The organism is Ruegeria sp. AD2(2025) (genome assembly GCF_056542385.1).
Map to the genome: position 1 here is coordinate 30,644 of NZ_JBQFZS010000002.1, position 25,242 is coordinate 55,885.

Annotated in this window: 21 protein-coding genes, 1 tRNA gene and 1 pseudogene; 11 read left to right on the forward strand and 12 right to left on the reverse strand. The window is 61.3% G+C overall.

Translation table 11 applies throughout. From position 1 onward, the window contains the following. Positions 1–489 precede the first annotated feature (489 nt). Positions 490–2,835 (forward strand): S8 family serine peptidase, encoded by a 2,346-nt coding sequence (locus ACR1XV_RS05155; protein ID WP_480529327.1) that lies wholly within the window; start codon positions 490–492, stop codon positions 2,833–2,835. A gap of 52 nt (positions 2,836–2,887) precedes the next feature. Here the strand turns inward: ACR1XV_RS05155 and ACR1XV_RS05160 are convergent, their stop codons facing one another. From ACR1XV_RS05160 to ACR1XV_RS05185, 6 genes are all read right to left on the reverse strand, one after another. Next, positions 2,888–3,250, reverse strand: coding sequence for a hypothetical protein (locus tag ACR1XV_RS05160; protein ID WP_480529328.1), 363 nt, complete (start codon positions 3,248–3,250; stop codon positions 2,888–2,890). 88 nt (positions 3,251–3,338) lie between these two features. Next, positions 3,339–5,084, reverse strand: coding sequence for an adenylate/guanylate cyclase domain-containing protein (locus tag ACR1XV_RS05165; protein ID WP_480529329.1), 1,746 nt, complete (start codon positions 5,082–5,084; stop codon positions 3,339–3,341). Next, positions 5,081–6,517: a pyridoxal phosphate-dependent decarboxylase family protein gene (locus ACR1XV_RS05170; protein ID WP_480529330.1), complete on the reverse strand. Its 1,437-nt coding sequence runs from the start codon at positions 6,515–6,517 to the stop codon at positions 5,081–5,083. Before ACR1XV_RS05170 ends, ACR1XV_RS05165 begins: the two co-directional genes overlap by 4 nt. Position 6,518: 1 nt before the next feature. Continuing rightward, positions 6,519–7,628: a PLP-dependent cysteine synthase family protein gene (locus ACR1XV_RS05175; RefSeq protein ID WP_480529821.1), complete on the reverse strand. Its 1,110-nt coding sequence runs from the start codon at positions 7,626–7,628 to the stop codon at positions 6,519–6,521. Between the two features lie 110 nt (positions 7,629–7,738). Beyond that, positions 7,739–9,313, reverse strand: a complete 1,575-nt coding sequence (locus ACR1XV_RS05180) for a winged helix-turn-helix domain-containing tetratricopeptide repeat protein (RefSeq protein ID WP_480529331.1) — start codon at positions 9,311–9,313, stop codon at positions 7,739–7,741. 116 nt (positions 9,314–9,429) lie between these two features. After that, positions 9,430–9,503: transfer RNA gene (locus ACR1XV_RS05185), tRNA-Cys, on the reverse strand. 226 nt (positions 9,504–9,729) lie between these two features. On the opposite strand from ACR1XV_RS05185, the gene ACR1XV_RS05190 reads away from it, so the two are divergent. The 3 genes from ACR1XV_RS05190 to ACR1XV_RS05200 all read left to right on the forward strand — a co-directional run bounded on the left by ACR1XV_RS05190 (position 9,730) and on the right by ACR1XV_RS05200 (position 12,732). Beyond that, complete coding sequence (locus tag ACR1XV_RS05190) at positions 9,730–10,383, forward strand: protein-L-isoaspartate O-methyltransferase family protein (RefSeq protein ID WP_480529332.1); 654 nt, start codon at positions 9,730–9,732, stop codon at positions 10,381–10,383. 97 nt (positions 10,384–10,480) lie between these two features. Then, positions 10,481–11,899 carry a TolC family outer membrane protein gene (locus ACR1XV_RS05195; protein ID WP_480529333.1) on the forward strand — a complete coding sequence of 473 codons (1,419 nt, stop codon included), beginning with the start codon at positions 10,481–10,483 and terminating at the stop codon, positions 11,897–11,899. A gap of 74 nt (positions 11,900–11,973) precedes the next feature. Beyond that, positions 11,974–12,732, forward strand: coding sequence for a hypothetical protein (locus tag ACR1XV_RS05200; RefSeq protein WP_480529334.1), 759 nt, complete (start codon positions 11,974–11,976; stop codon positions 12,730–12,732). A 3-nt stretch (positions 12,733–12,735) separates the two neighbouring features. Here ACR1XV_RS05200 and ACR1XV_RS05205 read toward each other — a convergent pair whose 3' ends face one another. Then, entirely contained in the window at positions 12,736–14,193 is a 1,458-nt protein-coding gene (locus ACR1XV_RS05205) for a cobyric acid synthase (RefSeq protein ID WP_480529335.1), read from the reverse strand. A gap of 59 nt (positions 14,194–14,252) precedes the next feature. Here ACR1XV_RS05205 and ACR1XV_RS05210 point away from each other — a divergent pair, with 59 nt between their 5' ends. Next, on the forward strand, positions 14,253–14,822 hold the full coding sequence (locus tag ACR1XV_RS05210; protein WP_480529336.1) for a cobalamin biosynthesis protein CobQ: 570 nt from the start codon (positions 14,253–14,255) through the stop codon (positions 14,820–14,822). Positions 14,823–14,888: 66 nt separating this feature from the next. Here ACR1XV_RS05210 and ACR1XV_RS05215 read toward each other — a convergent pair whose 3' ends face one another. Then, positions 14,889–15,209, reverse strand: coding sequence for a DUF6280 family protein (locus ACR1XV_RS05215; protein WP_480529337.1), 321 nt, complete (start codon positions 15,207–15,209; stop codon positions 14,889–14,891). Between the two features lie 219 nt (positions 15,210–15,428). On the opposite strand from ACR1XV_RS05215, the gene efp reads away from it, so the two are divergent. Continuing rightward, on the forward strand, positions 15,429–15,992 hold the full coding sequence (gene efp, locus ACR1XV_RS05220) for an elongation factor P (RefSeq protein WP_480529338.1): 564 nt from the start codon (positions 15,429–15,431) through the stop codon (positions 15,990–15,992). A 47-nt stretch (positions 15,993–16,039) separates the two neighbouring features. On the opposite strand, the gene ACR1XV_RS05225 is transcribed toward efp, so the two are convergent. Together ACR1XV_RS05225 and ygfZ are read right to left on the reverse strand one after the other, a co-directional pair. Further along, positions 16,040–16,978, reverse strand: coding sequence for an ABC transporter transmembrane domain-containing protein (locus tag ACR1XV_RS05225; RefSeq protein ID WP_480529339.1), 939 nt, complete (start codon positions 16,976–16,978; stop codon positions 16,040–16,042). Positions 16,979–17,084: 106 nt separating this feature from the next. Next, positions 17,085–17,822: a CAF17-like 4Fe-4S cluster assembly/insertion protein YgfZ gene (gene ygfZ / locus ACR1XV_RS05230; protein WP_480529340.1), complete on the reverse strand. Its 738-nt coding sequence runs from the start codon at positions 17,820–17,822 to the stop codon at positions 17,085–17,087. A 73-nt stretch (positions 17,823–17,895) separates the two neighbouring features. On the opposite strand from ygfZ, the gene ACR1XV_RS05235 reads away from it, so the two are divergent. Further along, a complete protein-coding gene (locus ACR1XV_RS05235) occupies positions 17,896–18,570 on the forward strand; it encodes a TIGR04283 family arsenosugar biosynthesis glycosyltransferase (protein WP_480529341.1) in 675 nt (224 codons plus the stop codon). 7 nt (positions 18,571–18,577) lie between these two features. Here ACR1XV_RS05235 and ACR1XV_RS05240 read toward each other — a convergent pair. Then, a pseudogene (locus tag ACR1XV_RS05240) lies at positions 18,578–19,333 on the reverse strand (hypothetical protein); the annotation flags it as partial. Between the two features lie 165 nt (positions 19,334–19,498). On the opposite strand from ACR1XV_RS05240, the gene ACR1XV_RS05245 reads away from it, so the two are divergent. Then, on the forward strand, positions 19,499–20,269 hold the full coding sequence (locus tag ACR1XV_RS05245) for an alpha/beta hydrolase (protein WP_480529342.1): 771 nt from the start codon (positions 19,499–19,501) through the stop codon (positions 20,267–20,269). Positions 20,270–20,647: 378 nt separating this feature from the next. Beyond that, entirely contained in the window at positions 20,648–21,298 is a 651-nt protein-coding gene (locus tag ACR1XV_RS05250; protein WP_480529343.1) for a hypothetical protein, read from the forward strand. A gap of 64 nt (positions 21,299–21,362) precedes the next feature. On the opposite strand, the gene parE is transcribed toward ACR1XV_RS05250, so the two are convergent. After that, positions 21,363–23,321 (reverse strand): DNA topoisomerase IV subunit B, encoded by a 1,959-nt coding sequence (gene parE, locus ACR1XV_RS05255; RefSeq protein ID WP_480529344.1) that lies wholly within the window; start codon positions 23,319–23,321, stop codon positions 21,363–21,365. A 157-nt stretch (positions 23,322–23,478) separates the two neighbouring features. Here parE and ACR1XV_RS05260 point away from each other — a divergent pair, with 157 nt between their 5' ends. Beyond that, positions 23,479–24,087, forward strand: coding sequence for a carboxymuconolactone decarboxylase family protein (locus ACR1XV_RS05260; RefSeq protein WP_480529345.1), 609 nt, complete (start codon positions 23,479–23,481; stop codon positions 24,085–24,087). A gap of 200 nt (positions 24,088–24,287) precedes the next feature. Then, complete coding sequence (gene ppk2 / locus ACR1XV_RS05265; RefSeq protein ID WP_480529346.1) at positions 24,288–25,208, forward strand: polyphosphate kinase 2; 921 nt, start codon at positions 24,288–24,290, stop codon at positions 25,206–25,208. Positions 25,209–25,242: the final 34 nt, after the last annotated feature.

The window sequence follows — 25,242 nt, forward strand, 5'->3', positions numbered from 1 at the left end:
TCTCCAAACAAAAAACGGCCCGATAAGCGTCTCACAGAATTGCGAAAAAGTCGAATCATAGCGCGGCTGTTGGAACCAGGGCCGGTCTTGCTGCCGCCGGGACCGTGTTTGGCGAACTCTGGCGATCCTGCCTCAGAGCCTGATCGCGGCCTTGATTTACTGCGGCGACACCCGGCGACAGGGTCTGCCTGAGCGGTTGCGCCTCGGGGATTGGCCGGCGCGCATAGGCGGTCACCTTGAAATTTCGTCACTAACGTGATAAGAGAAAGCGATAAAAATAATTCCCGGAGCGGTATAGTGCCGGGTGCGGAAAATCAGCAAGTGTCCGAGTGTGATCGCACTTGGCGCATTGCAGCAGACTATTAGTTCATAGATTTCAAATTGGTGAGATTACGCGCACAGCGTCGATCACCGGACCATTTCCTGCTTCGGACCATATTTCACAACCGGTCCGGTATCTCGCCAGCTTCTATTTTCAAGGAGTGTATCATGGCGAAGACCCCAAAGCCCAAGACCCGGCGTACCGGAGATAACGACACGATCAGTTTCGAGGTCATTCCGAAATCCGCCAACAAACCGTCGCTGCTGTCGGCAACAGAGCTTTCGGCGGCAAATGTCCGCCAGTATTTTGCCGACCGTGCCGCGATTGACGAGGCCTGCCGCAGGCTGAAAAACGCCAATCTTGACGTTGTGCGGGTCGGTAACACGTCGATCACCGTGCAGGCTCCGGCAGCGCGCGTTGCCAGCCATTTCGGCGTCGAACTGGCGGCCCGTGATGTCGGCATCTTCCAGAATGCGCAGGGGCTGAACGAGACCGCCCCGTCCTTCTTCATCTCGGGCAAGTCCGAGGAAAAGGTGCTGCACGCGGCCGACGATCTGAGTGAGGTTGTCGATGCCGCCGTGCTGCCGACGCCGCATGAGTTCATGCAATCGCCGTTGCCGCCCAGTGTCGGGTATCACCATCTGGACATTCCGGGTGACGTGAACCTGTTTCTGAATACCGACAAGGCGCATCGGCTGGGCTTTAGCGGAAAAGGCGTCCGTGTGGCCATGGTTGATACCGGGTTCTACCGCCACCCGTTCTATATCTCGCGCGGTTACAATGTGGATCAGGCGGTGTTGTCGCCGGACAGTCTGGGAACCAATCCGCTGGACGATCTGAACGGACATGGGACCTCGGAACTGGGTAACGCCTGCGCGGGTGCGCCAAATGCGCATTTCATGCCGGTGAAAACCAATCTGGCGAACGCGACGGCTGCCTTTGCTACTGCCGTGGACCTGCATCCCAACATCATTACCAACAGTTGGGGGCGCAGCCTGCCGACGCCGCCGTTCAACGCCATACCCCCGGACGAGATCCCGCTGGCCGCGGCCATTGCCGAGGCGGTGGCGCGCGGTATTGTTGTCTGCTTTTCGGCGGGGAATGGGCATATCGGCTGGCCGGCGATGCACGAGGATGTCATCGCCATCGGCGGCGTCTTTGCCCACCCCGATGGCACGCTCGAGGCTTCGGACTATGCCAGCAGCTTCACCACGCCGATTTTCCCCGGGCGGCAGGTGCCTGATGTGTGTGGTCTTGTCGGGATGCAACCGCGTGGTATCTACATCATGTTGCCGCTGCAGCCCGGAAGCTCGATCGACACGGGGCTGTCGGGGGGTGCGTTCCCCAATGGCGACGAGACTGCTGCCGATGACGGCTGGGCCTGCATCAGCGGCACGTCGGCGTCTTGCCCGCAGGCTGCGGGTGTCGCTGCCCTGATGCTTGAATGCTGCCCTGATCTGAAGCCGCATGAGGTCAAAAGCATCCTTTCGGGCACGGGCCGGGACGTGACGCAAGGCGCGACCAATGCCGCTGCTAACCAGCCGCCGGGGCCGCATAACGCAACCGTGGGTCCCGATCTGGCGACAGGCGGAGGTCTGATCGACGCGACGGCCGCGGTGGTTGCCACGATGGCGCGCTGCGGGAACAAATGTGGCTGTAGTGACAAGGACGACGGCAAGGAAGAAGAAGAACTTGAGCGTCTCGATTACAAGGTCAAGTTCGTTTGCGGTTGTGCCAAGCCCGGGGTCGTTGCTGCGGGGCGGTACTTTACCGCGATAAACATCATGAATCCAGGCAATGAAACGATCCGGTTCCGCAAGCGTGTCTCGGTTGCGCTGCCAAATGAAAAGCCTGGCCATGTCAGCAAGACATCTGTCCTGCGTCTGGGGCCGAATGAGGCGCTTGAGATTGATTGCGCGGACATCATGGATGCGGTCGGCCTGCCCGAATGCTGTTTTCTGAAGGGTTTTGTAACCCTTCAGTCGCGCGCACCGCTTGAGGTGGTGGCGGTCTACACAGCCGCGGGTGCCGATGAACAGGTCGAGACGCTGGAGATCGAGACGGTTGAACCGACCCGCATCACCAAGAAGAAGTGCCCGCCCGAGACGCCGCCGGAAACGCCGCCGGGCGAGGACCCGGGCAAGAAGCTGCCCGATCTTGTGCCGGTGCCGCCTTTCCCGCCGGGGCCGCCATTCTTCCCCTCCAACTTCTGTGAGACACCGCAGAACCTTGCCATTATCGTGCGGAACCTCGGTCCGGGGGCTGCGGCGGCAACCACGACGCGGGTCGAGTTTTCCAATGTCGGCGGGGCGGTCGAGGTGCCGACGCCACCTTTGGCACCGGCAGGCCAACCCGGCGCCGAGGCCCAGATCTCGGTGCCAATCCCCGGGCGCTGCTACAATCCCGAAAGCTGCGAGTTCCGCATCACGGTGAATGCGGTGGCCGGCGACGGTGTGCTTGAGTCCAACACCGCAAACAATTCGGTCAGCAGCAACTGTGTCGTGCTGCTGTGATTGACGGTACCGTCAGGAAAGCCCCCTCGGGGGCTTTCCGCTGACAATGCGATCAGGGGAAGGTTTCGTGCCGCGTGGGGATTTCGATGCGATCCACAAACGGCGCAAGATCGGGTGGGATGACGGCTGGGTTCCCAATCGACTTCAGCTGCCCGTCGGCCCCGACCTCAAGCTGCAACCCAAACACATTGGCAAGCTGCTCGGGTTGCGCGTTGACGGTCAGCGCCATGGGGCCGCCGGGATAGACCTCGAACCCTAAACGGCGAAGTCCATTTCCCGCCTGCGTCATCACAGTATCGTCGGGGGCACCATGCCCGGAGATGAGAACGGCGATGACCGAGACTGTTTCCATGGTGATATCCTCCTGCTTGGACCGCCCGGCACAGCTGTGCTTGCGGCGGTCATGGGTGAACATCGTGGAGGCGAGCCGTGCCAGAGTGTCATGGCCCTGCCTCTGATAACCAATGTTGGTTGCGGGGGATGCGTTGTCAAGCCAATGGCGCTTAGCGTTCGGGCATGCCCAGCTGGCGCAGATAGACCGATATCCGTTCAAGCGCGGGTGGTGAAAAGACCATAGCCTGTTTGTAGCGTTCGATGGTCAGGTCGGGGAATTTCGAGAACAGGATGGCCTTGGAGGCTTCTGCTTCGGCCTCGCGTCCTGCGGCCAGAAGGACCGGGGCCAGATTGCGATGAATCCAGTAGGCCGTGGGGCGCTCGATAATAGCGCGCTGGAAATAATCGGCGGACAGGTCATAGTTTTCGGTCAGCTGATGCACGCTGGCGATGCCGACATAGTTGTTGAAATTCATCGGGTCCAGTGGGCTGAGCCGGATCGCCTGCTCGAACTGCGGCAGCGCCGCAGCCGGGTTGTCCGAGTAAACCTCAAGCCAGCCCAGCCGCGAATGGGCCCAGGCCGCGTTCGGATCAAGCGAGATGGCGCGCTCCAGCAGGACGCGGGCGATGTCGTAATTGCGGGCAAAGGTGTGGACCGTGCCCAGAACGGCCAGGATCAGCGGGTCCTCGGATGACAGGCGGGCGGCGCGCTCGGCCAGATCCAGCGCCTTTGACTTGGCGGCGCTCATATCCTCGACCCAGTTATAGACGGAATGCTGCGCCCAGCACCACGCGGACAACGCCAGCGCCAGCGGATAGTCCGGGTCGATGGACAGCGCCTTTTCCAGATGCCCCAGCGCGGTCGCGGCCTCGTTCTTGTCCAGCGCCCAGACATGGCGCATGGCCCGCATCGTGTGGTCATAGGCCCCAAGGCTGCCGGGCGGCTTGCGCGAGACCCGTTCGATCTCGGCCTTCTGGATCGAGGGCAGGATGGCCCCCGCCACCTGCTCGGTGATCCGGTCCTGCAGTTCGAACAGATCGTCATCCGATCCGTCATAACGCTCGGCCCACAGATGGGCGCCGGTCGAGGTCTCGATCAGCTGCACGGTGATCCTGATCCGCCCCTGCGCCCGCTGGACCGAGCCTTCAAGCAGGTAGGCCACGCCAAGCTCGCGTCCGATCTGGCCGACATTTATGGGCGTTCCCTTGTAAGCAAAGGCAGAATTGCGGGCGATCACAAAGAAGGATCGGATGCGGGACAGGGCGGCGGTCAGCGCCTCGACCACACCATCGGCGAAATACTCCTGCGAAGGATCGCCGGACATATTGTCAAACGGCAGAACCGCGACCGAGGGTTTGTCGGGCAGGGTAGGGGCCGGGCGCGGGGTCGGGTCATCCGCCGCCTCGGCGGGCCACAGAAAAACCCGTACGGGCTGCGCGATGTTCTTCAGCGCCCGCTCGCCGCCATTGGCGAAGCCTTCGGTGGTCTTGCCGCGCACCTGCTCATGCGCGCCGGCGCTCAGGGCGATCCCGCCAGGGGCGCAGATTTCCTGCAGCCGGGCGGCGATGTTGACGCCGTCGCCATAGATGTCGCTGCCTTCGGTGATAATATCGCCCAGCGTCAGGCCGATGCGCAGGCGGATGTCATCGGACCCGGTTCGGCGCAGCGCCTTTTGCATGGAAATGGCGGAATTGGCGGCATCGACGATGCTTGAAAACACGATGATTGCCCCGTCGCCCATGACCTTGACGATGCGCCCGCGATAGGCGGCCGTTTGCGGCGATACCACCGTCTGACGCAGGTGCTTCAGCCGGTTCAGCGTGCCTTCTTCGTCAAGGCCCATCATTCGGGAATAGCCGACGACGTCGATCATCATGATCGCCGCCAGACGTCTGTCAACCTGAGGTCCGGTCATGGCACCCCCCCGCCGGTCAGCGCCATATCGCGCTGAACTTCGGCCCAGCTTGTCAGGATCAAATCGGCAACCTTGTCGGCCGCCGTGGCCTGCGTCGCATCGCAAATGACCGAGATGCGCATCACCCATTCGTCGCGCCATTTGCTGCCGCCGACAAAGATCGCGCCCTGCGCGGCGATTCTGGCGATGACGGCCTCGGTTGCGGCCTTTCGCTGTTCAACCGGGGCCTCCGCCGGGCCAAAACTGACGACAATCTGGTTCAGCACGACATCGTTCAGAACCCGCACTCCATATGCGTCGCGCAGGCGGGTCGCGATGCGAGCCGCGAGCGTGCAATGACGTCCGACAAGATCCTGCACGCCCTTGCGGCCCAGCGATTTCAGCACAGCCCATGTGGGCAGGCCGCGGGCGCGGCGGGACAGTTCGGGGGTTAGAAAACAGGGCACACGGTCGTTTTCATCCTGAACCGGCAGGTAGCTGGCATTGATCCGCATCGCCTTTTGCAGCGCGGCTGTGTCCCGAACGATGGCATAGCCACTGTCGAACGGGGTCTGCAGCCACTTATGGCCGTCGACACTCCAGGAATCCGCGTGTTCGATATCCGCCGTCAGATGCCGGTAAGCCGGATGGGCCCGGGCCCAGAGGCCGAATGCGCCATCCACATGCACCCATGCGCCTGCGCGCCGGGCAATCTGCGTGATCGGGCCGAACGGGTCGAAGGCCCCGGTGTTGATCTGACCCGCTTGCGCCACGACGATGGCGGGGCCGGTTTGGCCTGCGATCTGACGTTCCAGATCGGTGGCGATCATGCGACCTTCGCCGTCGGTTTCGATACGCTTGACCCGCCGCCTGCCAAGGCCAAGATACCCCAGCGCCGACAGGACCGAGGTATGGGCGTCATCCCCCAGATAGACCGTGATGGGCGGGGCGCCGAACAGGCCGTCGTCATCCGGGTCCCAGCCATGGCGGCGCAGAACGGCCCCGCGCGCGGCGGCCAGCGCGGTGAAATTGCCCACGGTGCCGCCGGTGACAAACCCGACCGCCGCCGCGCGCGGCAGGTCCAAGACCTCAAGCAGCCATCGGGCCGCCGTTTCCTCGACTGCGGCGGCTGTGGGCGAGGACCGGTGAAAGGCCGAATTCTGCCCCCACGCGCTGACCAGCCAATCTGCCGCCACCCCCACCGGGGCAGAGCCGCCCAGAACCCAGCCGAAGAACATCGGATGGACCATATGGGTCAGGCCCTGTTCGCCCCGGTCGGCGAGATCACGGATGACCGCGACCTCGTCCAGCCCCTCTGCCGGAAACGGTTCGTCAAAGACGGCGCGCATCTCGGCATAGGTTTTCTGAGGCGGGCAGGGCCGGTCCTGCACACCTTGCCGATAGGCCAGCGCCCGCTCGTAGGCGGTGCCGAGGGCTGAGAGACGGGCGGTCATGTCAGGGCATCTGATAGCCGGGTGTGGATTGCGAGATCGTGACCTCTTCGTCGGTCATGTCCTCGGCGATGCCGTCGAATAGCGGCGTGCTGAGGTACCGTTCGCCCGTATCCGGCAACATGCACAGCACCGACGCGCCGGGTTCGGCCCTTTCGGCGATGCCGATGGCGATGGCAAAGGTGGCCCCGCCCGAGATCCCGGTCAGGATGCCTTCCTGGCTGGCCAGTTTTGCGGCCCATTCCACGCCGGTCGGGCCGGGGACGGGAATCAGCTCGTCAAAAAAGCCGTTGTCGATGGATTCCTGCAGGACCGCCGGGATGAAGTCCGGGGTCCAGCCTTGAATCGGATGCGGCTCGAACGCCGGATGGCTGGCAAGTGGATCGCCGTCCTGTCCCCGCTCGGTGGCGACGCCGCTGCCGATCAGCTGCGCGTTTGCGGGTTCGGACAGGATAATCTTGGTCTCGGGCCGCTCCTTGCGTAGAACGCGGGCGACCCCGGTGACGGTTCCGCCGGTGCCATAGCCGGTGACGAAGTAATCCAGCCGCTGACCGTCGAAATCGCCCAGAATCTCCTGCGCGGTGGTGGCGGCGTGAATTTCGGCATTGGCCTCGGTCTCGAATTGCCGGGCCAGCAGCCAGCCATGGGCCTCGGCCAGTTCGGCGGCCTTGCGGTACATGCCAAAGCCCTTTTCCGCGCGCGGCGTCAGCACCACCTTGGCCCCCAGCATCCGCATCAGGCGGCGGCGCTCGACCGAGAAGCTATCGGCCATGGTGACGACCAGAGGGTATCCCTTCTGCGCGCAGACCATCGCCAGCCCGATGCCGGTATTGCCGCTGGTAGCCTCGACAACCGTATGACCTGGCTTCAGGGCACCGCTGCGTTCGGCGGCCTCGATAATGTTCACGGCCAGACGATCCTTGACCGACCCGGCGGGATTGAACGCCTCGAATTTCACGAACAGGTTGACGCCTTTGGGCCCCAGATTGTTGATCCGGATGACAGGCGTGTTCCCGATCGTGTCCAGAACACTGTCATAGACACGCCCGTTACCCTGTGTTGTTCTCAGCTTTGATCCGTCATCGCTTTTCCTTACTTGATCGGTTGGCCGCAGCGAACATACCGGGCCGGGATGGGTCCAAGTCTAACGCTGACACTGTGGCCAGGTCCTGAGCGGGTTCTGAGGAAACTCTGTAAAATGACCCTTTCCGGGCCTGTTCATGCTCAGGTTTCGGGGATGCCCTGCTTGGTCAGAGCATCGGAAAAGCGGGTACGGACGTCCGGGTCAGCAAAGGGGAAGGACCGGAAGAAATGGTGCTGCGTGATGTCCTGCCGCGCGGCGCGGGCGCGACCGGCCCACAGCGCGGCCTCGGCGTGATTGCCGGCCAGTTCGTTGGTGAAGGCGGCAATCAGGCTGATCAGGTCATGAGCCCCCGGGGCGTTCGCCGCGCGCACGGCCCAGTCTGCAGCCTCGATATCGCGGCCCTCCATCGCCAGGCTCATGGCGCGGGTCCCCAGCATGGCATAGAGCAGCGGGTCCAGCGGGCTGAGCGTGCGGGCATCGTCGGACAGACGCCGCCCAATACCGCTGGCGCCCGAAACGGTCTCGGTCCAGGCACGGGCATAGATGCCCTGCGCGAAATTCGGGCTCAACGATGTCGAGCGGTCCAGCCAGGTCTTGGCGCTGTCCAGATCGCCGACCAGCCACATTGCGCGGCCCATGTTGAAATTGGCAAACGGGTCCATCGGGTCCAGTTCGACCGCGCGATCAGCGGCTGCGCGGGCGGCCTTCATCGGGATGGTCCGGCTGTCGGAATAATGCATGAAGGCGGTCTTGAAATGGGCAAAAGACAGCGCGCCATGGGCTCGCGCAAAGCCGGGCTCAAGCGCGATGGCCTGTTCGAACAGCGCCACCGCACGGTCATTTTCGTTCGCATCAAACCGGTACAGCGATTGCAGGCCCAGATGATAGGTCGCCCAGGCGTCGATATTCTCGGGCGACCTCAGCCGCGCCTTCGAGGCCTCGTTCAGCGGTATCTGCACCTCGACGGCAAAGATCACCTGCGAGATGATGCTTTCACGAACATCATGCACGTCCTCGAGTTTCGAGTTGAAGCGATCCGCCCAGATCACCTCGCCATCCGCCGTGTTCGACAGCATCACGCTGATGGCCACGTTCGGACCCAGCACCTCGACGCTGCCGGTCAGGCAGTACCTGGCCCCAAGATCACGGCGAATCTCGGCGATGTCGGGCCTGCCAGAGTGAAACCGAAACGAAGACCCCCGCGCGATCACGGCAATCCAGCGCAGCCGGGATATCGACGCGATCAGTTCATGAGGGATCGCGACGCTCAGGGTTTCGGCCTCGGGGGTCGCGCCCATCGTCTCGAACGGAAGAATGGCAATCGTCGGTCGGGCGGCGGCTTCGGACCATGTGTTGTCGCTGTGATCCAGATCCCTTTGCGCGGTGGCGACCTTAGCTGGTTCGCTGACAGTGCTGACGGGGATCATCCAGCGCAGCCCCTTGCCGTGCACGGTCTTGATGACGTCCTGCCGATCCCCCGCATCCTCGACCGCCCGCCGGGCCGATTTGATGCATGTCGAAAGGGCCGCATCCGAGACGATCCTGTTGCCCCAGAGGGCGGCAAACAGTTCCGTCTTGGTGACAAGTCTTTCCCGGTTTTCCACCAGCAGCAGCAGCAGTTGAAACGCCAGCGGTTCGATTTCTACAGTGGATGCGCCGCGCCAAAGCTCCTGACGAGAACGATCAAGCCTGAAATCCCGGAACTGGTAAATCATATTGAGACAATAGCAAACATTCAGGATGCGTCGACTGTTGATCTGCCTGAAACCTTGGGCAAATCCGATAGGAGGCGTCCGGTTTGAATGTCGCGGCGGGTTTGTTGGTGGAGGATTGGAGGCGAGTACCGGAATCGAACCGGTGTACACGGATTTGCAATCCGCTGCGTCACCACTCCGCCAACTCGCCTTTTCAAGTAAAATCAATCACTTGCTGTGGTGTGGAGGGCGTTCTAACAGCTTTCCCGGCGAAGGTCCAGAGCTTTACGTGTGAATCTGGGCCGGTACCTCGACAAAATGACTGCGCGTCCGGCCTGACGATTTTGCCGCGGCGGGTTTCGTCGGATGGCCCGTTGCCGCAGGGGGGCGGATGTGGCACAAGCCCGGTAACTGAGCGAAAAAGAATGAGCGATCACATGACAGATTTCGCAGCCCGGCGCCACACGATGGTTGATACGCAGATCAGACCTTCGGACGTGACCAAATTTCCCATCATCGACGCCATGTTGACCGTCAAACGCGAAAACTTCGTGCCCGACGCGCAGCGCGAGGCTGCCTATGTCGGCGACCTGATTGAACTGGGCGGGGGCCGTTGCCTGCTGGAGCCTCGGACACTGGCCAAGATGCTGGATGCGGTGAATATCTCGAACGACGAGGTGGTGTTGGATATCGCCCCGGCGCTTGGCTATTCGACCGCCGTGGCCGCACGCATGGCAGAACTGGTGGTGGCCGTCGAAGCCGATGAGGCGATAGCGACCGAGGCACAGACGTTGTTGATGGAAGCGGATGCGGACAATGCGATCATGCATACCGGCCCGTTGGAAGAGGGCGCGGCTGAGCACGGCCCCTATGACGTGATCATGATCCAGGGTGGGGTTGAAAACGTACCCGACGCGCTGCTTGACCAGCTCAAGGATCACGGGCGGATCGTCTGCCTGTTCATGGAAGGCGATCTGGGCACGGTGCGGGTCGGCCACAAATCCGCAGGCCGCGTATCCTGGCGCTATGCCTTTAATGCCAGCGCCCCGGTATTACCCGCATTTTGCGCTGAGTGTGCATTTTCGCTATAGTCGAAGCATAGAAGTTTTTTTGACGTCTTGATTACTTGAAAACAAGGGCGCAAACTGCTTTGGCGGTTGCGTAATTTCGATTTGAGAGGATTTGGTCATGCGCGGGATGGCGACAGGAAAGTTGGTCAAAGGGCTGGCTTTGACGGCAGGTATTGTGTTGGGCACGGCGTCCGGCAAACCTGCTTGGGCTGATAATCTGACCGATGCTTTCATCGGTGCGTACAACACCAGCGGTCTGCTTGAACAGAACCGCGCGCTGTTGCGGGCGGCCGACGAAGATGTCGCCATTGCCCTGTCGGCGCTGCGCCCGATCATCAACTGGACCGCACAGGTGAGCCAGGATTACACCCGCGCAACGAACAGCGGCGTGGTGACGCGGAGCGAACCATCCACTTTTTTCACCGGCCTCACGCTGAGCCAATTGGTCTATGACGGCGGCTTCTCTGTTCTGGGCAAGCAGTCGGCGCAGGAAATCGTGCTGTCCACGCGCCAGAGCCTGATTGACATCGAACAGCAGATTCTGTTCCGCGCCGTGAATGCTTATCTGGACGTGGTGCTGCAGGAAGAAACCGTTCAGATTCAGTTGAATGACGTCGAGGTGTCGGCCGAGGAACTGCGGGCCTCGCAGGACCGCTTTGAAGTGGGTGAGGTCACCCGCACGGACGTTGCATTGTCCGAGGCGCAGCTTGCCAGCTCGCAGGCGGAGCTTGCGGTCGCGCGCGGCAGCCTGAGCTCGGCGCAGGCGGAATATGTCAATGCGGTCGGCAAACAGCCCGGGCGCACATCGGGTCAGCCCAAATTGCCGGCTCTGCCGGGATCGGAAGCCGAGGCGATATCCTTCGCGCGCCGCAACCATCCGGCCATTCTGTCGTCTCAGCACGAAGTTCGGGCCTTTGACTTGGGCGTTCAGCAGCAGCGGGCGAATCTGGGTCCGAATGTCAGCCTGAACGCGGATGCCGGGATCACGGAAAGCTATGACAACGATGACAATATCGAAGATGCCAGCATTTCGTTGACGTTCAACCAACCCATCTACGCCGGTGGCGGTCTGGCCGCTGCGGTGCGCCGTGCCATGGCGACCCGGGATGCCTCGCGGGCGAACCTGTTGAACGTACAGAAGAACATCACGCAGGGCGTGTCCGAAGCCTATGCCAACTTCCAGGCCGCCTCGGCCAGTTTGCGAGCGTCGACCGAGCAGGTCCGGGCATCGCAGGTTGCCTTTGACGGTATCCGCGAAGAGGCCACGCTGGGTGCGCGGACCACGTTGGATGTTCTGAACGCGCAGCAGGATTTGCTGGATGCGCAGTTGAACGAGGTCGCCTCGCGCACGGAACGGTCCCGCGCGGCTTATCAGTTGCTGCAGGCGCAGGGGTTGCTGACGGCGGAGCGTCTGGGTCTGGCGGTCCAGATCTATGACCCGACGCTGTATTACAACCTGGTGAAAAACGCTCCGTCGCAGGTCAGCAAGCAAAGCCGCGATCTGGATCGGGTGCTCAAGGCGTTGCGCCGCGACTGATAGGCATCGCTACCGGTTGTGGTGTGCGCCCGGATTGGCTACAATCGGGCGCAGGGCAAGAGCGGTAGTGAATAATGTCAGATAGTGTTGTAAATACCGGTTCTCAGGACGTTCTTTCATCAGTCAAACGACTGGTCGCGGAAGATACGCATGAGGAATCAGAGTTTATTTTCATTCCATCGGCTCCGGCGCCCAAGCCGGGGCGGTTGGTTCTGACCGATGCGCTGCGGGTCAGCGACGAACCGCTCATCGCGGAAAAGCCTGCACCGCTCAAACTGATGCCGCAGCACAGTGCCGTGGACAATGCCCCTGCTGACGCTGCAAATGAACCCAAATCACCGGCCGAGCCGATGCGGTTGCAGCCCCGGGATGTGGTCCGTCAGGGGGATGTAGCGGCCAGCGTTCAGACCCCGGATGCCGCACCGAAGCGCGATCTGGCGGGTAGTCTCAGCGCCAAGATCGAGGCGCTGGAGGCTGCGATTGCGCGGACCGAGGATCAGTGGGAACCCGATGGCGAGAGTGATGACGATTATTCGGGTACCAAGACCAAAGCTGTGGAGTGGCCCGTCGACAACGCTTCGGCACAATCCGCAATCGCCGCGCCGAAGGACGAGCCTGTTGCCACCTTCATCCGCGACCCTGCGGTGAAGGAAGGGACTAGCGGCAAGTCCGATTTGCTGCTGAACCTCGGCCAAGACGAACTGCGCGACCTTGTTGCCCAGATTGTCCGCGAGGAATTGCAGGGTGCGCTTGGCGAACGGATCACGCGAAATCTGCGCAAGATGGTCCGGCGCGAGATCGCCCGGGTCGTGACGGAACAGAGCGTCGATTGAACCTCAGCCGCGATGCGGCTCTTGCGCCAGCGACAGCAGCAGATCCAGATCCATGTGCTGTTCCAGATGATCGGCAAGATCGTCCAGTGCCTGCTCGACTCCATCCTCATATGCCGTTTCCGCAGTCACGCCCAGACCCGCCAGGTAGCTGGCGCGAAACGCATCTGACGTGAAGATCCCGTGCAGGTAGCTGCCGCGCACCCGGCCATTGGCGCTGGCGGCTCCTTCGGGCCGTCCGTCGATCTGCAGCCAGGCGCGGGCGCAGTCGGGGCCATTGGTGCGGCCCATGTGGATTTCGTATCCGCGCACAGGTTCGTGACCGGGCAGGGCGGTCGCCTCGCGTAGCGTGACCTGCTTTTGACCCGCCATCGTGGTGCTGACATCCAGCAGGCCCAGCCCCTGGACCATACCGGGGCGTCCGTCGACCCCGTCGGGATCTGCGATGGTCTTGCCCAGCATCTGATATCCGCCGCACAGCCCCAGCACATGACCGCCGCGCCGCACGTGCGCATAGAGGTCGATGTCCCAGCCCTGCGCGCGGAAATAGGTCAGATCGCCGATGGTGGACTTGCTGCCCGGCAACAGCACCAGATCCGCATCGCCGGGCAGGGGGTGACCTGCCGGGATGATTTCGACTGTCACCCCGGGTTCAGCGGACAGCGGATCAAGGTCATCGAAATTGGCCATCCGTTCGAGTTGTGGGACCACGATCTTGCAATCTCCACCCGCATGAGACCGGATGTCCATCATATCCTCGGCGGGCAGTTTCCACGCATCCTGAAACCAAGGCACAACGCCCAGACAAGGCCAGCCGGTACGAGCGGCGATATCGTCGCGCCCGTCATCGAACAGCGACACATCCCCCTTGAACCGGTTGACGGCAAAGCCCCGGATCATGGCCAGATCATCGGCCTCCAGCACCGCCTGAGTGCCCACGATCTGCGCAATCACGCCGCCCCGGTGGATGTCACCCACCAGCACCACGGGGACATTGGCGGCGCAGGCAAAACCCATATTGGCAATGTCCCCCTTGCGCAGATTGGTCTCGGCCGGGCTGCCCGCACCTTCGATCAGCACCAGATCGGCGTCGTCACACAGGCGGCCAAAGCTTTCCAGCGCAGCGCCCAACAACTTGGATTTGTCCTTGCGATAATCGCCCGCCTTCATAGTGCCCGCCCGCTGGCCCTGCACGATGATCTGCGCGCCGGTATCGGTCTCGGGCTTCAGCAGGATCGGGTTCATATCCGTATGGGTCGGCCTGTTCGCGGCCCATGCCTGCAGCGCCTGCGCCCGCCCGATCTCGCCCCCGTTTTCCGTCACCGCTGCATTATTCGACATATTCTGCGGCTTGAACGGAGCGACCCGCAGCCCCCGCCGCGTATAGGCACGCGCCAGCCCGGCCACCAGAACCGATTTCCCGACATTGCTGCCGGTGCCCTGAATCATGATGGACCGTACCATGGGCGCTCTCCTATGCTGAGGCGCAGATGACCTGATTTGGCGGCAAAGGAAAAGCCCGGATGAACACGCCCGCGCATCTTTTGATCGGCGCTGCCGCCTTTGCCCGCCCCGCCCGGGGGGGTGTCCTGTGGGCGGCGGTGCTGGGGTCGTTGCTGCCGGACCTGTCGCTGTATCTGATGGCCGGTGTGTCGCTGTTCATCCTCAACATCCCCGAGCAGGTTGTGTTCGGGCAGCTTTATTACTCAGCCGCATGGCAAACGGTGTTTGCGATCGACAATTCCTTTGTTCTGTGGGGCATCGCGCTGGCCGTGGGGCTGTGGCGTGGCTGGCGGCTGCTGACGGTGGGCGCGGGGGCAGGTGTGCTCCATCTGATGCTGGATTTCCTGCTTCATGCGGGGGATGGGCGTCCGCAATTCTGGCCGCTTAGCGATTGGGTTTTTCACAGCCCGGTCAGCTACTGGGACAGTAGCCACCATGCGCTGTGGGTGGCCCCGGCCTCGGTCGGGGTTTGCGTGATCGCCTATGGGGTCTTGTGGCGACGCGGTCTGTCCGTTCCGGCCAAACTGATATTCGGGCTTATGCTGGCGGCCGAACTGTGGGTTGCCCGGCAATGGCTGCTGTTTTTCTGACCCCTGGGCAAAGAAAAAACGCGCCCAGTTGAGGGGCGCGTCTTTTGCACGAAATGCAACAGGTGATCAGGCGGCTTCGGCCTGCTGGGCTGCATGTCGGCGTTCGCTTTCTTCCCGCGACAGCGCGACCGAGGTCCGCACACCGCGGCCCACGAATTCCATCAAGCCGTCCACGACGCGTTCGTTCGGGTCGATACCGGCGCAGGACAGCACCTCGCGCCCGTCACGAGAACGGGCCCAGCGGGCGATCTGTTCGGGGCCGTTGCCGTATTTCTTGTCATCAGCAATAGCGTCATCCAGAGCAGCCAACACAACGGCCGCGAAAAGCTTGCGCGCACGATTGCCTTGCTCGTTGTTAAAGGCAGTGCCGTCAACGAAATCTCTCATCTCGTCTTCCTTGTTTTTCTTGCTCTTGCAATTTTCGGCGTGACGGTCCTTATGACCTATTCGCAGCGATTCGGATACAGCTAAAATGCATAGTTGCGTTGCATTTTTTGCATGGCTCGCTGCAAGTGCAGCACTAGGTCTCGTTGTCTTGCCAGGTGTGTTCCCGCCAGATATAGGGACGGCAACTGACGCATCAACCGTTTGTGAAGGATTTAAGTCATGCCCAAGATAAATGGGAACGAAATTCGCCCCGGCAATGTGCTTGAGCATAATGACGGACTGTGGGCAGCGGTCAAAGTGGATCACGTAAAGCCCGGGAAAGGTGGCGCTTTTGCCCAGGTCGAACTGCGCAACCTGCGGAATGGATCAAAGCTGAACGAACGGTTCCGCTCGGCGGACAAGGTCGAACGGGTGCGTCTGGAACAGAAGGATCAGCAGTTCCTGTACGAATCCGACGGCATGCTGGTGTTCATGGATTCCGAGACCTATGAGCAGATCGAACTGCCCGCCGACCTGCTGGGCGAACGCCGCCCGTTTCTGCAGGACGGCATGACCATTGTGGTCGAATTCTACGAATCCGAAGCGCTGAACGCCTCGCTGCCGCAGAAAGTGACCTGCAAGATCGTCGAGACCGAGCCGGTGGTCAAAGGTCAGACCGCTGCGAACTCGTTCAAACCGGCCGTGCTGGACAATGGCGTCAAGGTCATGGTGCCGCCCTTCATCGGTCAGGATGAGATGATCGTGGTGAATACTGAAACCATGGAATATTCCGAACGCGCCTGATCGAAGGCCGTTCCGGTATCAAAGGGGCTGCAGTGCGGCCCCTTTTTCTATGGGGTGGTGCGACGATAGCGTTCGGGATGGTCGCCAAACAGCTCCAGCACCAGTTCGTATTTGATGCGGTTGGCGCTGACCTGCCGGTAAAACGCGATCAGAAAGGCCGTCGGCCCCTGGATACGGCTCAGCCCGCTGGTTGCGGCTACGACGGTGCCCACGTCGGTCTTGCCCTGCAACACCAGCCAGCCGCCCAGCATCAGAACGCCCACGGTACCCGCGCCGTTGATGACGCTCAGCAGGAATTTCGCAGACAGCTTCCACAGGAACATCCTGCGGCGTGTCTCATAAATATCGTCAAACTGTTCTAGAATGGCGTCCGAGGCGGCCTCGATATCCGTTTGCGTCAGCCGGTCGGTCGAACTGCGCAGGACGCGCACACGTTCGGCCACAAACCTGTTCACCTTGCGTTGTGAAACCAGCACGATAATGATCTGCGGCACGATCATGGAAAAGGCGATCAGGCCCAGCCCCGGTTGGGTCGACGAGATATAGCCGATCACGCTGATCAGCGTCCCGATCTGCACCACGGGGTCGGAAAAGGCCCCTCCGGCGAACTTGCCAAGCTCTTCGGCTTCGGCGGATACGGCGGTGGTCATGGTGCCGGACCGCAGATCCTGCCCCGCCTTGTCGATATCCACCGCCCGCGCCAGCAACCGCCCCCGGATCAGGCGGATCAGGTCTTCGCCCAGCGTTCCGGCCCGATACCCAAGCACCCATTTCAGCCCGAGGCTCAGCAGGATGACCCCCATCATGCCAGCCCCCAGCAGGATCAGGTGGTCGACCGAGATATCGTCCGAGGTCAGATGGTTGATGATATCGCGTTGAAACTCCAGCGGGGCCGCCGCCAGGGCCGCGACCGCCAGCGATAGCAGGATGAGGATGACCTGCCGACCGGCGCTGACGCGCCAAATGGTGGTATAAAGGCGTAACATGCGGATATCCCCAAAGATCTGATGACCTTAGTGATACCGCGCGCAGGGTGGGGTTCAAACACGCATGAGGCGGCAGGTGAGGGGCCCGTGCCGCTTGGGCAACAAGTCAGCCGGGCAGCCGCAGGGTTGCGTCCCCCGCCCGCATGTCGTCGCCCGCGCGGTCCAGACGCAGATAGGCGATGGCCCTGCCGCCGGACTGGGTGAACAGCACGCCCGCCGGTTTGCCGCCCGATTGGATCTCGGTGCCAACCGGCGCTGTGCCCGAGACCTTGACGACCCGCAGACCTTTGCGCAGCTCGGTCTTGTGCTTCATGCGCGCGGTGACTTCCTGGCCGACATAGCAGCCTTTCTTGAAATCTAGGCCGTTCAGCGCCTCGAATCCGGATTCGAGGATATAGCTGTCAGTGGTCAGCTCGATGCCGCTTTCGGGGATGCAATGCTGTACCCGGATGGCGTCCCAATCGGTGCCGTCGTCGCTTTCGGGGGCCGCCGAATAGGCGCGCCAACCCAGATCGGGGTGGCGCGGATCGGGCAGGGCGCCTTCGGGCGCGGGGCCGGTGCCGCGCTGCAGGTTCAGATCGGTGGCCTCGATCGTCACATCCGCGCGCAGCTTATACATCGTCAGGCGCTTCGCCAGCCCGTCGGCAAGGGCGTCGCTGACGTCCAGCAGCACCGCATCGCCGTCGCGTTTCAGAAAGAAATCGGCCAGATACTTGCCCTGCGGCGTCAAGATCGCTGCATAGACCAGCCCATCTTGCAGTCGCTGCACGTCGTTTGTGATCAGCCCTTGCAGAAAGCTGTCCGTGTCCTTGCCGGTCAGGCGCAGAATGCGGCGATTGGGCATGGGTTGATCCTCGTCATATGGTCTGGCCTCGTGATATAGGAGATCGCACCGCCATGACCAGAGGGTTTCAGACGTGTCCGCTCCGATCTCTATCGTGATCCCAACCCTGAATGCGGGGCCGGCGTTGCCCGCGACGTTGCAGGCGCTGATCGAGGGGTTGCACGCCGGGCTGATCCGCGAGTTGATCGTCAGCGATGGCGGGTCAACGGATGCCACGCTTGAGATGGCTGATGAGGCGGGGGCCCAGATCGTGACCGGCCCGCCCTCGCGCGGGGGGCAGTTGCGGGGTGGTTGCGCCGCCGCCAAGGGCGAGTGGCTGCTGATCCTGCACGCCGATACCGAATTGCAAGCAGGGTGGAGCGGTGTGGTTGCCGATCATCTGCCCTCGGGCCGCCCTGCCGCGTTCCGGCTGCGGTTCCGCGCCAGCGGCTTTGCCGCGCGTTGGGTCGCGGGGTGGGCGAACCTGCGCAGTCGCCTGTTGGGCTTGCCCTATGGCGATCAGGGGTTGCTGGTGCGCCGCACCGAGTATGACGCGGCGGGGGGCTATCCCGATCAACCGCTGATGGAGGATGTCGCGCTGGTCCGCGCCCTGCCGTCAGTAGCTCTGTTGAAGGCCGACGCCGTCACGAGTGCGGAACGCTATACCCGTCAGGGCTGGTTTCGGCGCGGGGCGCGGAACCTTTGGACTCTGACGCGGTATTTTCTGGGCGCTGATCCCGAACGGCTGGCGCAGGCTTATCGGCGTTGAAGGCCATGCGCAGTTCGACAAGCGATTTGCCCAAACGGAAGGGGGCCGCAAAGCTGACCAGACACAGCGCGATGATCTGCAGCACCAGTATATGCGCATTGGCCTGCAGGTATTCCCATTCATCCTTCAGCTTGCCGACCTGTTCGATCAGGTCATCATAACTTTGGGCAAGGATCAGATAATCCCCGGCGATGGCGGGCACTTTGCGGCGCATATTGTCAACGGCGGCCTGTGTCGTGTCGTCCAGCGTTGTGAAGACAAGAAACTGATCGATGCTGAACGCATCGGCCTTGGCGGCCATATCGCGTGCCTCGTCCATGTCATCTTTCGACGCGCCGCCGAACAGGAAATGCAGCCCCTGCAGCGGGGCAACTTCGTTTGTGACCGCGATAAACAGGGGCAGGTCAGCATTGCTGGCGGTTGAGGCCGACAGGAACTCGACCTTCTCGCACAGAACCCCGGTGTCGGGGTCATAGGCCGGGTCGCAGAACCGCAGGCGGAACCGCGCGGCGTCGCGGTCAAAGGCCAGCGTGGCGGCGTAGGCCACGTCGATCTGCCGGTCCAGCCGCGAACTGTCCGAGGTGTAAAGCCCCGCCAGCACCGCCACCAAAGCACCGATCCCGCCCAGCACGACCCAGACCAGATCGGCCAGCTTCCACGCCCGATGCCCCGCAGGCTTGCGGAACAGAAACCCGGTGCCGATCAGCCCGACCAGAAAGAACAGGATCAGCAGCGGCAGTTGGTTTTCGGCAACAAATGTCATGGCCCTGAGTGTACGTCCTGCGCGCAGGCTGGCAACCATCCTCACGCGCAGTTGTAACACATGCGATTGTGTTACGGTCCCGGGGGCGGCCCTGCGGCAGGCCCGCTGGGGCCTTGCTGGATGGGCCCTTCTTCTCTCATAGTGGCGTGAAAGAAGGGGGATTTCATGACCAGAGAGATTGTTCTTATCCACGGGGCCTTTGCCGGGCCGTGGTGTATGCAGGATTACGCAGACTTTTTCCGCGCGCGCGGCTGGACGGTGCACACACCCGCGCTGCGCTATCACGGCGGAGATCCCAAGGCCGAGCCCGATCCCGGCCTGACTGACACCAGCGTCATGGACTATGTCAATGATATTGCAACGTTTATTCAGAATCTCGACAGCAAGCCCGTGCTGCTGGGCCACGCTATCGCGGGGGTGGTGGCGCAGCAGGTGGCGTCTCGGGGGCTGGCCAGCGCCATTGTCCTGATCAACCCGAACGCGGCCTGGGGGACGTTGCCCGAAACCGACGACGAACGCGCCGTGCCGCGTGCTCTGATGGAGGGCGGAGCGTTCTGGAAACAGCCCATGCGCGTCGATTTCGACCTGATGGCCCCCTTTGCGCTGAACAAGATGCCCGAGGCGCAGCAGCATGAGGTGTTCGACCAGCTTGGCCCCGAAAGTGGGCGGGTGATGTTCGAGATGTTCTTTTGGATGTTTGACGACCACCACGCGATGAAGGTGGATATCGACAAGGTCGACTGCCCGGTTCTGATCGTTTCCGGCACCGAGGACCGGGCCGTGAACCCTAACACCTGCCGCGCTTTGGCGAAGCTTTACGGAGACCGCGCGACGTTTCTGCCCGTCGAGAACCATGCACATTTTCTGTTCATGGAGCCGGGGTGGGAGGGGCCAGCGGGGCAGATTGCGGAGTGGTTGGACGGGGTGTCGGATTGACGTCCGATCAACCGGAAATCGGGAATTGTATGGTTTGTACGTTATCTCGGATGGGGTTTGTTCGGATTGTAAAAAATTATTGGGGCGGTGAGTGTTTAGAATCCGTTAGGAATTGGAGCGTATAAAGGACGGAACCGGAGGGCGTTTGGAGTGCCGGGCTGAAGCCCGGCCTACGGGGAAGTGGACTGAGATCGGACGCAGGGATTGTGGTGATGTAGGATGGGTGTTTACACCCATCTTGATGTGGCAAATTTGATGGGTGTGAACACCCATCCTACGATTGCTGTTCATTCGAGGTTAGGAAAACCCGACTTTCAAGAAGCCAGTTGGTAGCTTCAAATGCAGCTTAGGATTGGAAAGCAACAGGATTGACGCTCATTGTTTGACGAAAAGACAGCGCGGATCTTGCTTTCAATTGTTGGGCTGTTTCTTGTCTGTGGCCCAGCAAAGGCCGAGATTGGCACATCTGAAATCTGGTCGGAATGCCGACCAACGGCTTCTTGCGCAATCGAATTCAATCATCTCTCTACTCAAGACGTCGAACCATTTCTGTTTTTAGGCCGCGTTGTTGATCGCGATCACCCTAGATGGAGGCAGTATCGAAAGGCCATCCGGAAGTTTCCAGATGTGCAAAGCTGTTTGACAAAAGAAGAACAAAAGAAAGAAACCCCAAGCTTGTTAAAGCTTGATTGGGAAAGAGTAGGTTACTCGACAGGTGCAGACGTCTGTATATATCGGATTTCGCGTAGTCTGGGTACTCTCGATAGAATTCAAAGCTGGATGAGTTATCACGACTTCCGAGTGGTGGGATACAGTAGATACAGAAGTGAGAACTTTGTTACTACTAGAATAAACCAACCTGTCGGGAATGTCGCAGGCTATTGGACCGTGGAGCAGTATAGGGAGAAGAACCCCACTTTGTTGTGGCGTCTCTTCGAGTTTGATCTGATTTATAGCTACGGAGTTGTCTTAGGTGTTTCAGAACAGTTCCAAGTTGTGGGAGCTCATGTCGTCACGCCAACCAAATAGACTTATCCGGTAGGCCCAAGCTAATTTCTCGACCAACATACGGAGTGTTGGGGGGCTCATTACATCAAACATCCAACTCCTCCACAAACCGCGCGTTCTCTTGGATGTACTGGAACCGCAGTTCAGGCTTCTTGCCCATCAGGCGCTCGACGAGGTCTCCGGTTTCGCCGGGTTCGTCCTCGTCAATTGTGACGCGGATCAGTTTGCGGGATGCCGGGTCCATTGTGGTTTCTTTCAGGTCCTTGGCGTCCATTTCGCCCAGACCTTTGAAGCGCGAGACGTCGATTTTGCCTTTGCCGCCCAGACCTTTTTCCAGCCATTCGTCGCGCTCGGCCTCGTCGAGGCAATAGACGCGTTTGGCGCCTTGGGTCAGGCGGTAGAGGGGCGGGCAGGCGAGATAGAGGTGGCCCGCGTCGATCATCGGGCGCATTTGGGTGAAGAAGAACGTCATCAGCAAGGATGCGATATGCGCGCCGTCCACATCCGCGTCGGTCATGATGATGATCTTGTCATAGCGTAGGTCGTCGACGTTGAACTTGGTGCCAAGGCCCACACCCAGCGCTTGGGTCAGGTCGTTGATCTCGGCATTGGTGCCCAGTTTCGAACTGGCCGCACCCAGCACGTTCAGGATTTTGCCGCGCAGGGGCAGCAGGGCCTGGGTTTTGCGGTCGCGGCCCATTTTGGCGGAACCGCCCGCCGAGTCGCCCTCGACGATGAATAATTCGGTTCCATCGCGTGTTGAACTAGAACAGTCCACCAGCTTGCCGGGGAGACGAAGTTTCTTAGTGGCGGACTTGCGTTGTGTTTCCTTCTCGGCCCGTCGGCGCAGGCGTTCCTCAGCCCTTAGGATGAGGAAATCCAGTATCGCGCCGGCGGATTTTGTGTCGGCGGCCAGCCAGTTGTCGAAATGGTCGCGGACCGAGTTTTCGACCAGCCGTTGCGCCTCGACCGTGGCCAGACGGTCTTTGGTCTGTCCGACGAATTCCGGTTCCGAGATGAAACACGAGACCAGCGCGCAGCCGCCGGTGATCAGGTCGTCGCGGGTGATCTGACCGGCCTTTTTGTTGTTGATCAGCTCTCCGTACGCCTTGATGCCCTTGAGGACGGCGGCCCAGAAGCCTGCCACGTGAGTGCCGCCTTCGGGGGTAGGGACGGTGTTACAGTAGGACTGGATGAAGCCGTCGCGCGAGGGTGTCCAGTTGATCGCCCATTCGACCTTGCCGGGGGTGCCGAACTTTTCGTTGAAGTCTACGGTGCCGGCAAAGGGTTGTTCGGCATAGGTCGAGGAGCCGTTCATCGTTTCCTTGAGATAATCCGACAGACCGCCGGGGAAGTGGAAGGTGGCCTCGGTCGGGGTTTCGCCATCGTCAATATGGGATTTCCAGCGAATCTCGACGCCCGAGAACAGGTAGGCCTTAGAGCGGATGGATTTGAACAGGCGGGCGGGTTTGAACTTGTGGTGGCCGAAGATATCCGCGTCAGCGTGGAAGGTCACGGTGGTGCCGCGCCGGTTGGGGGCGGCGCCGATCTTTTCGACAGGACCCAGCGGGATGCCGCGTGAGAAGCGTTGTTCGAACAGTGTTTTGTCGCGCGCCACCTGCACGACCATCGAGTCGGACAGGGCGTTCACCACCGACGCGCCCACGCCGTGCAGACCGCCCGAGGTCTGGTAGGCTTTTCCTGAGAATTTGCCGCCCGCGTGCAGGGTACACAGGATGACCTCGAGCGCGGATTTGTCGGGGAATTTGGGGTGCGGGTCGATCGGGATGCCGCGCCCGTTGTCGCGTACGGTCAGGGCGTAGTCTTCGTGCAGCTCGACCTCGATCCGGTTGGCGTGACCGGCGACCGCCTCGTCCATCGAGTTGTCTAGGATTTCGGCGACCATATGGTGCAAAGCGCGCTCGTCCGTGCCGCCGATATACATGCCGGGGCGTTTGCGGACCGGTTCCAGACCTTCGAGCACCTCGATCGAGGAGGCGTCATAGGTGGTGGTCGCTTCGGGCGTCAACAGATCGTCGGGCATGGGTGCTGCTCTTGTTTTTGAGTTTCCCCCATTATGGCAGGTGATGTGGTCCGGGGGAAGAGGGGCCCGAGGTGTTGTAGGTGGTTTGCTGATGCTGCCGCGTTGCAATCCGGTGAAATCCCGGCTCAAGTGGTTGATGAAACAGGAGGTGCAGGTGATGAGCTGGATCAGGACAATTCCATTTGACGAGGCGACGGGCAGGTTGAGGAAGCTCTATGAGCGGGTGACCGGGCCGGACAACAATGTGGACAACATCATGATGGCGCATTCGCTGCGGCCACATACGATGGAAGCGCATATGGCGGTCTACAAGAACGTGCTGCATCACTCGGCCAATCAGGTGCCGAAGTGGTTTCTTGAGGTGCTGGGGGTTTGGGTCAGTGCCTTGAACCGGTGCGGCTATTGTGTCGAGCATCATTTTGCCGGGTTGCAGCGGTTGCTGGGGGATGAGGCGCGCGGCAATGCGATCCGTGCCGCGATTGAGGCGGGTGAGCCGGGCGACGCCCCGTTGGATGCGGCGCAGGTTGCGGCGATGCGCTATGCGCGGGTGCTGACCGAGGCTCCGGCGGAGTTGACCGAGGCGGATGTCGAGGCGTTGCGGGGCGCGGGTTGGGACGATGGAGAGATATTGGAGATCAATCAGGTGTGTTCCTATTTCTCTTATGCCAATCGGACGGTGCTTGGGTTGGGCTGTTCGACCGAGGGGGATGTGTTGGGGTTGTCGCCGAACAACTCGGATAACCCGGATGATTGGGGACATCGGTGAGGGCTGGAGCGAGGGGCGCTGCCCCTCGCGCTCCCCGGGATATTTGTGGCCAGATGAAGGTTTGGATCTGTCTTTTGTGGTTGGTCGGGGCGGCGGTTCGCAGAGGGGGTAAAAGGTAAGTCACTTTGACACCAATCAAAGCGGAGATGCGGTGGGTCTGCTAAGCCTTGGGCCAGACAGTGAAACGCAGGAGAACATGCATGGACGCAACGCCCCAGACCCCGTCTCAGACCAATGTGGTCCCGGCCAATCAGCAGGATGCCACCGCGCCCAGCCCCGAGAAGATCAGGCAGGCTTTTGAGAGCGGCAGATATCCCTATGGTCGCAAGATGGCCCGCAAGACCTATGAGGCGGAGAAGGCCGAGTTGCAGGCTGAGCTGCTGAAGGTTCAGCTGTGGGCGCAGGAAACCGGCCAGCGTTTCGTGCTGCTGTTCGAAGGGCGTGATGCCGCCGGGAAGGGTGGGACGATCAAGCGCTTCATGGAGCACCTGAATCCCCGTCAGGCCCGTGTGGTCGCCCTGAACAAGCCGACCTGGGAAGAGAAGGGTCAGTGGTATTACCAGCGCTATGTGCAGCAGTTGCCCACCGTGGGCGAGATGGTGTTCTATGACCGGTCCTGGTACAACCGCGCCGGTGTGGAGCGGGTGATGGGCTTCTGTTCACCCAACGAATATCTGGAGTTCATGCGGCAGACGCCCGAGCTGGAGCGGATGCTGGTGCGGTCGGGTATTCAGCTTTACAAGTATTGGTTCTCGGTGACGCAGGAAGAGCAGCAGCGCCGGTTCAAGAGCCGCGAAACCGATCCTTTGAAACAGTGGAAACTGTCTCCGATCGACAAGGCGAGCCTGAGCAAGTGGGATGATTATACCGAGGCGAAGGAGGCGATGTTCTTTTATACCGACACCGCCGATGCGCCCTGGACCATCGTCAAATCCAATGACAAGAAGCGCGCGCGTTTGAATTGTATGCGCCACTTCCTGTCGACGCTGGATTACCCCGACAAGAACGACAAGATCGTCGGCGAACCGGACCCGCTGATCGTGGGGCAGGCGCATCATGTGATCCATCGTTCCGAACATATCCTTGGGGCGACGCTGAATCCTGACGCCAAGACAGGCTGATCCGGGCACCCCCTTTATGCGAAAGCCATGGCCG

Bases quoted from the DNA above. Each gene is read 5' to 3' on its own strand.
- ACR1XV_RS05190 (WP_480529332.1), top strand. From the start codon at position 9,730: ATGACAGATTTCGCAGCCCGGCGCCACACGATGGTTGATACGCAGATC.
- ACR1XV_RS05155 (WP_480529327.1), top strand. From the start codon at position 490: ATGGCGAAGACCCCAAAGCCCAAGACCCGGCGTACCGGAGATAACGAC.
- ACR1XV_RS05160 (WP_480529328.1), bottom strand. From the start codon at position 3,250: ATGTTCACCCATGACCGCCGCAAGCACAGCTGTGCCGGGCGGTCCAAG.
- ACR1XV_RS05225 (WP_480529339.1), bottom strand. From the start codon at position 16,978: ATGTTACGCCTTTATACCACCATTTGGCGCGTCAGCGCCGGTCGGCAG.
- ACR1XV_RS05165 (WP_480529329.1), bottom strand. From the start codon at position 5,084: ATGACCGGACCTCAGGTTGACAGACGTCTGGCGGCGATCATGATGATC.
- ACR1XV_RS05170 (WP_480529330.1), bottom strand. From the start codon at position 6,517: ATGACCGCCCGTCTCTCAGCCCTCGGCACCGCCTACGAGCGGGCGCTG.
- ygfZ (WP_480529340.1), bottom strand. From the start codon at position 17,822: ATGCCCAATCGCCGCATTCTGCGCCTGACCGGCAAGGACACGGACAGC.
- efp (WP_480529338.1), top strand. From the start codon at position 15,429: ATGCCCAAGATAAATGGGAACGAAATTCGCCCCGGCAATGTGCTTGAG.
- parE (WP_480529344.1), bottom strand. From the start codon at position 23,321: ATGCCCGACGATCTGTTGACGCCCGAAGCGACCACCACCTATGACGCC.
- ACR1XV_RS05215 (WP_480529337.1), bottom strand. From the start codon at position 15,209: ATGAGAGATTTCGTTGACGGCACTGCCTTTAACAACGAGCAAGGCAAT.
- ACR1XV_RS05245 (WP_480529342.1), top strand. From the start codon at position 19,499: ATGACCAGAGAGATTGTTCTTATCCACGGGGCCTTTGCCGGGCCGTGG.
- ACR1XV_RS05210 (WP_480529336.1), top strand. From the start codon at position 14,253: ATGAACACGCCCGCGCATCTTTTGATCGGCGCTGCCGCCTTTGCCCGC.
- ppk2 (WP_480529346.1), top strand. From the start codon at position 24,288: ATGGACGCAACGCCCCAGACCCCGTCTCAGACCAATGTGGTCCCGGCC.
- ACR1XV_RS05260 (WP_480529345.1), top strand. From the start codon at position 23,479: ATGAGCTGGATCAGGACAATTCCATTTGACGAGGCGACGGGCAGGTTG.
- ACR1XV_RS05205 (WP_480529335.1), bottom strand. From the start codon at position 14,193: ATGGTACGGTCCATCATGATTCAGGGCACCGGCAGCAATGTCGGGAAA.
- ACR1XV_RS05195 (WP_480529333.1), top strand. From the start codon at position 10,481: ATGCGCGGGATGGCGACAGGAAAGTTGGTCAAAGGGCTGGCTTTGACG.
- ACR1XV_RS05200 (WP_480529334.1), top strand. From the start codon at position 11,974: ATGTCAGATAGTGTTGTAAATACCGGTTCTCAGGACGTTCTTTCATCA.
- ACR1XV_RS05180 (WP_480529331.1), bottom strand. From the start codon at position 9,313: ATGATTTACCAGTTCCGGGATTTCAGGCTTGATCGTTCTCGTCAGGAG.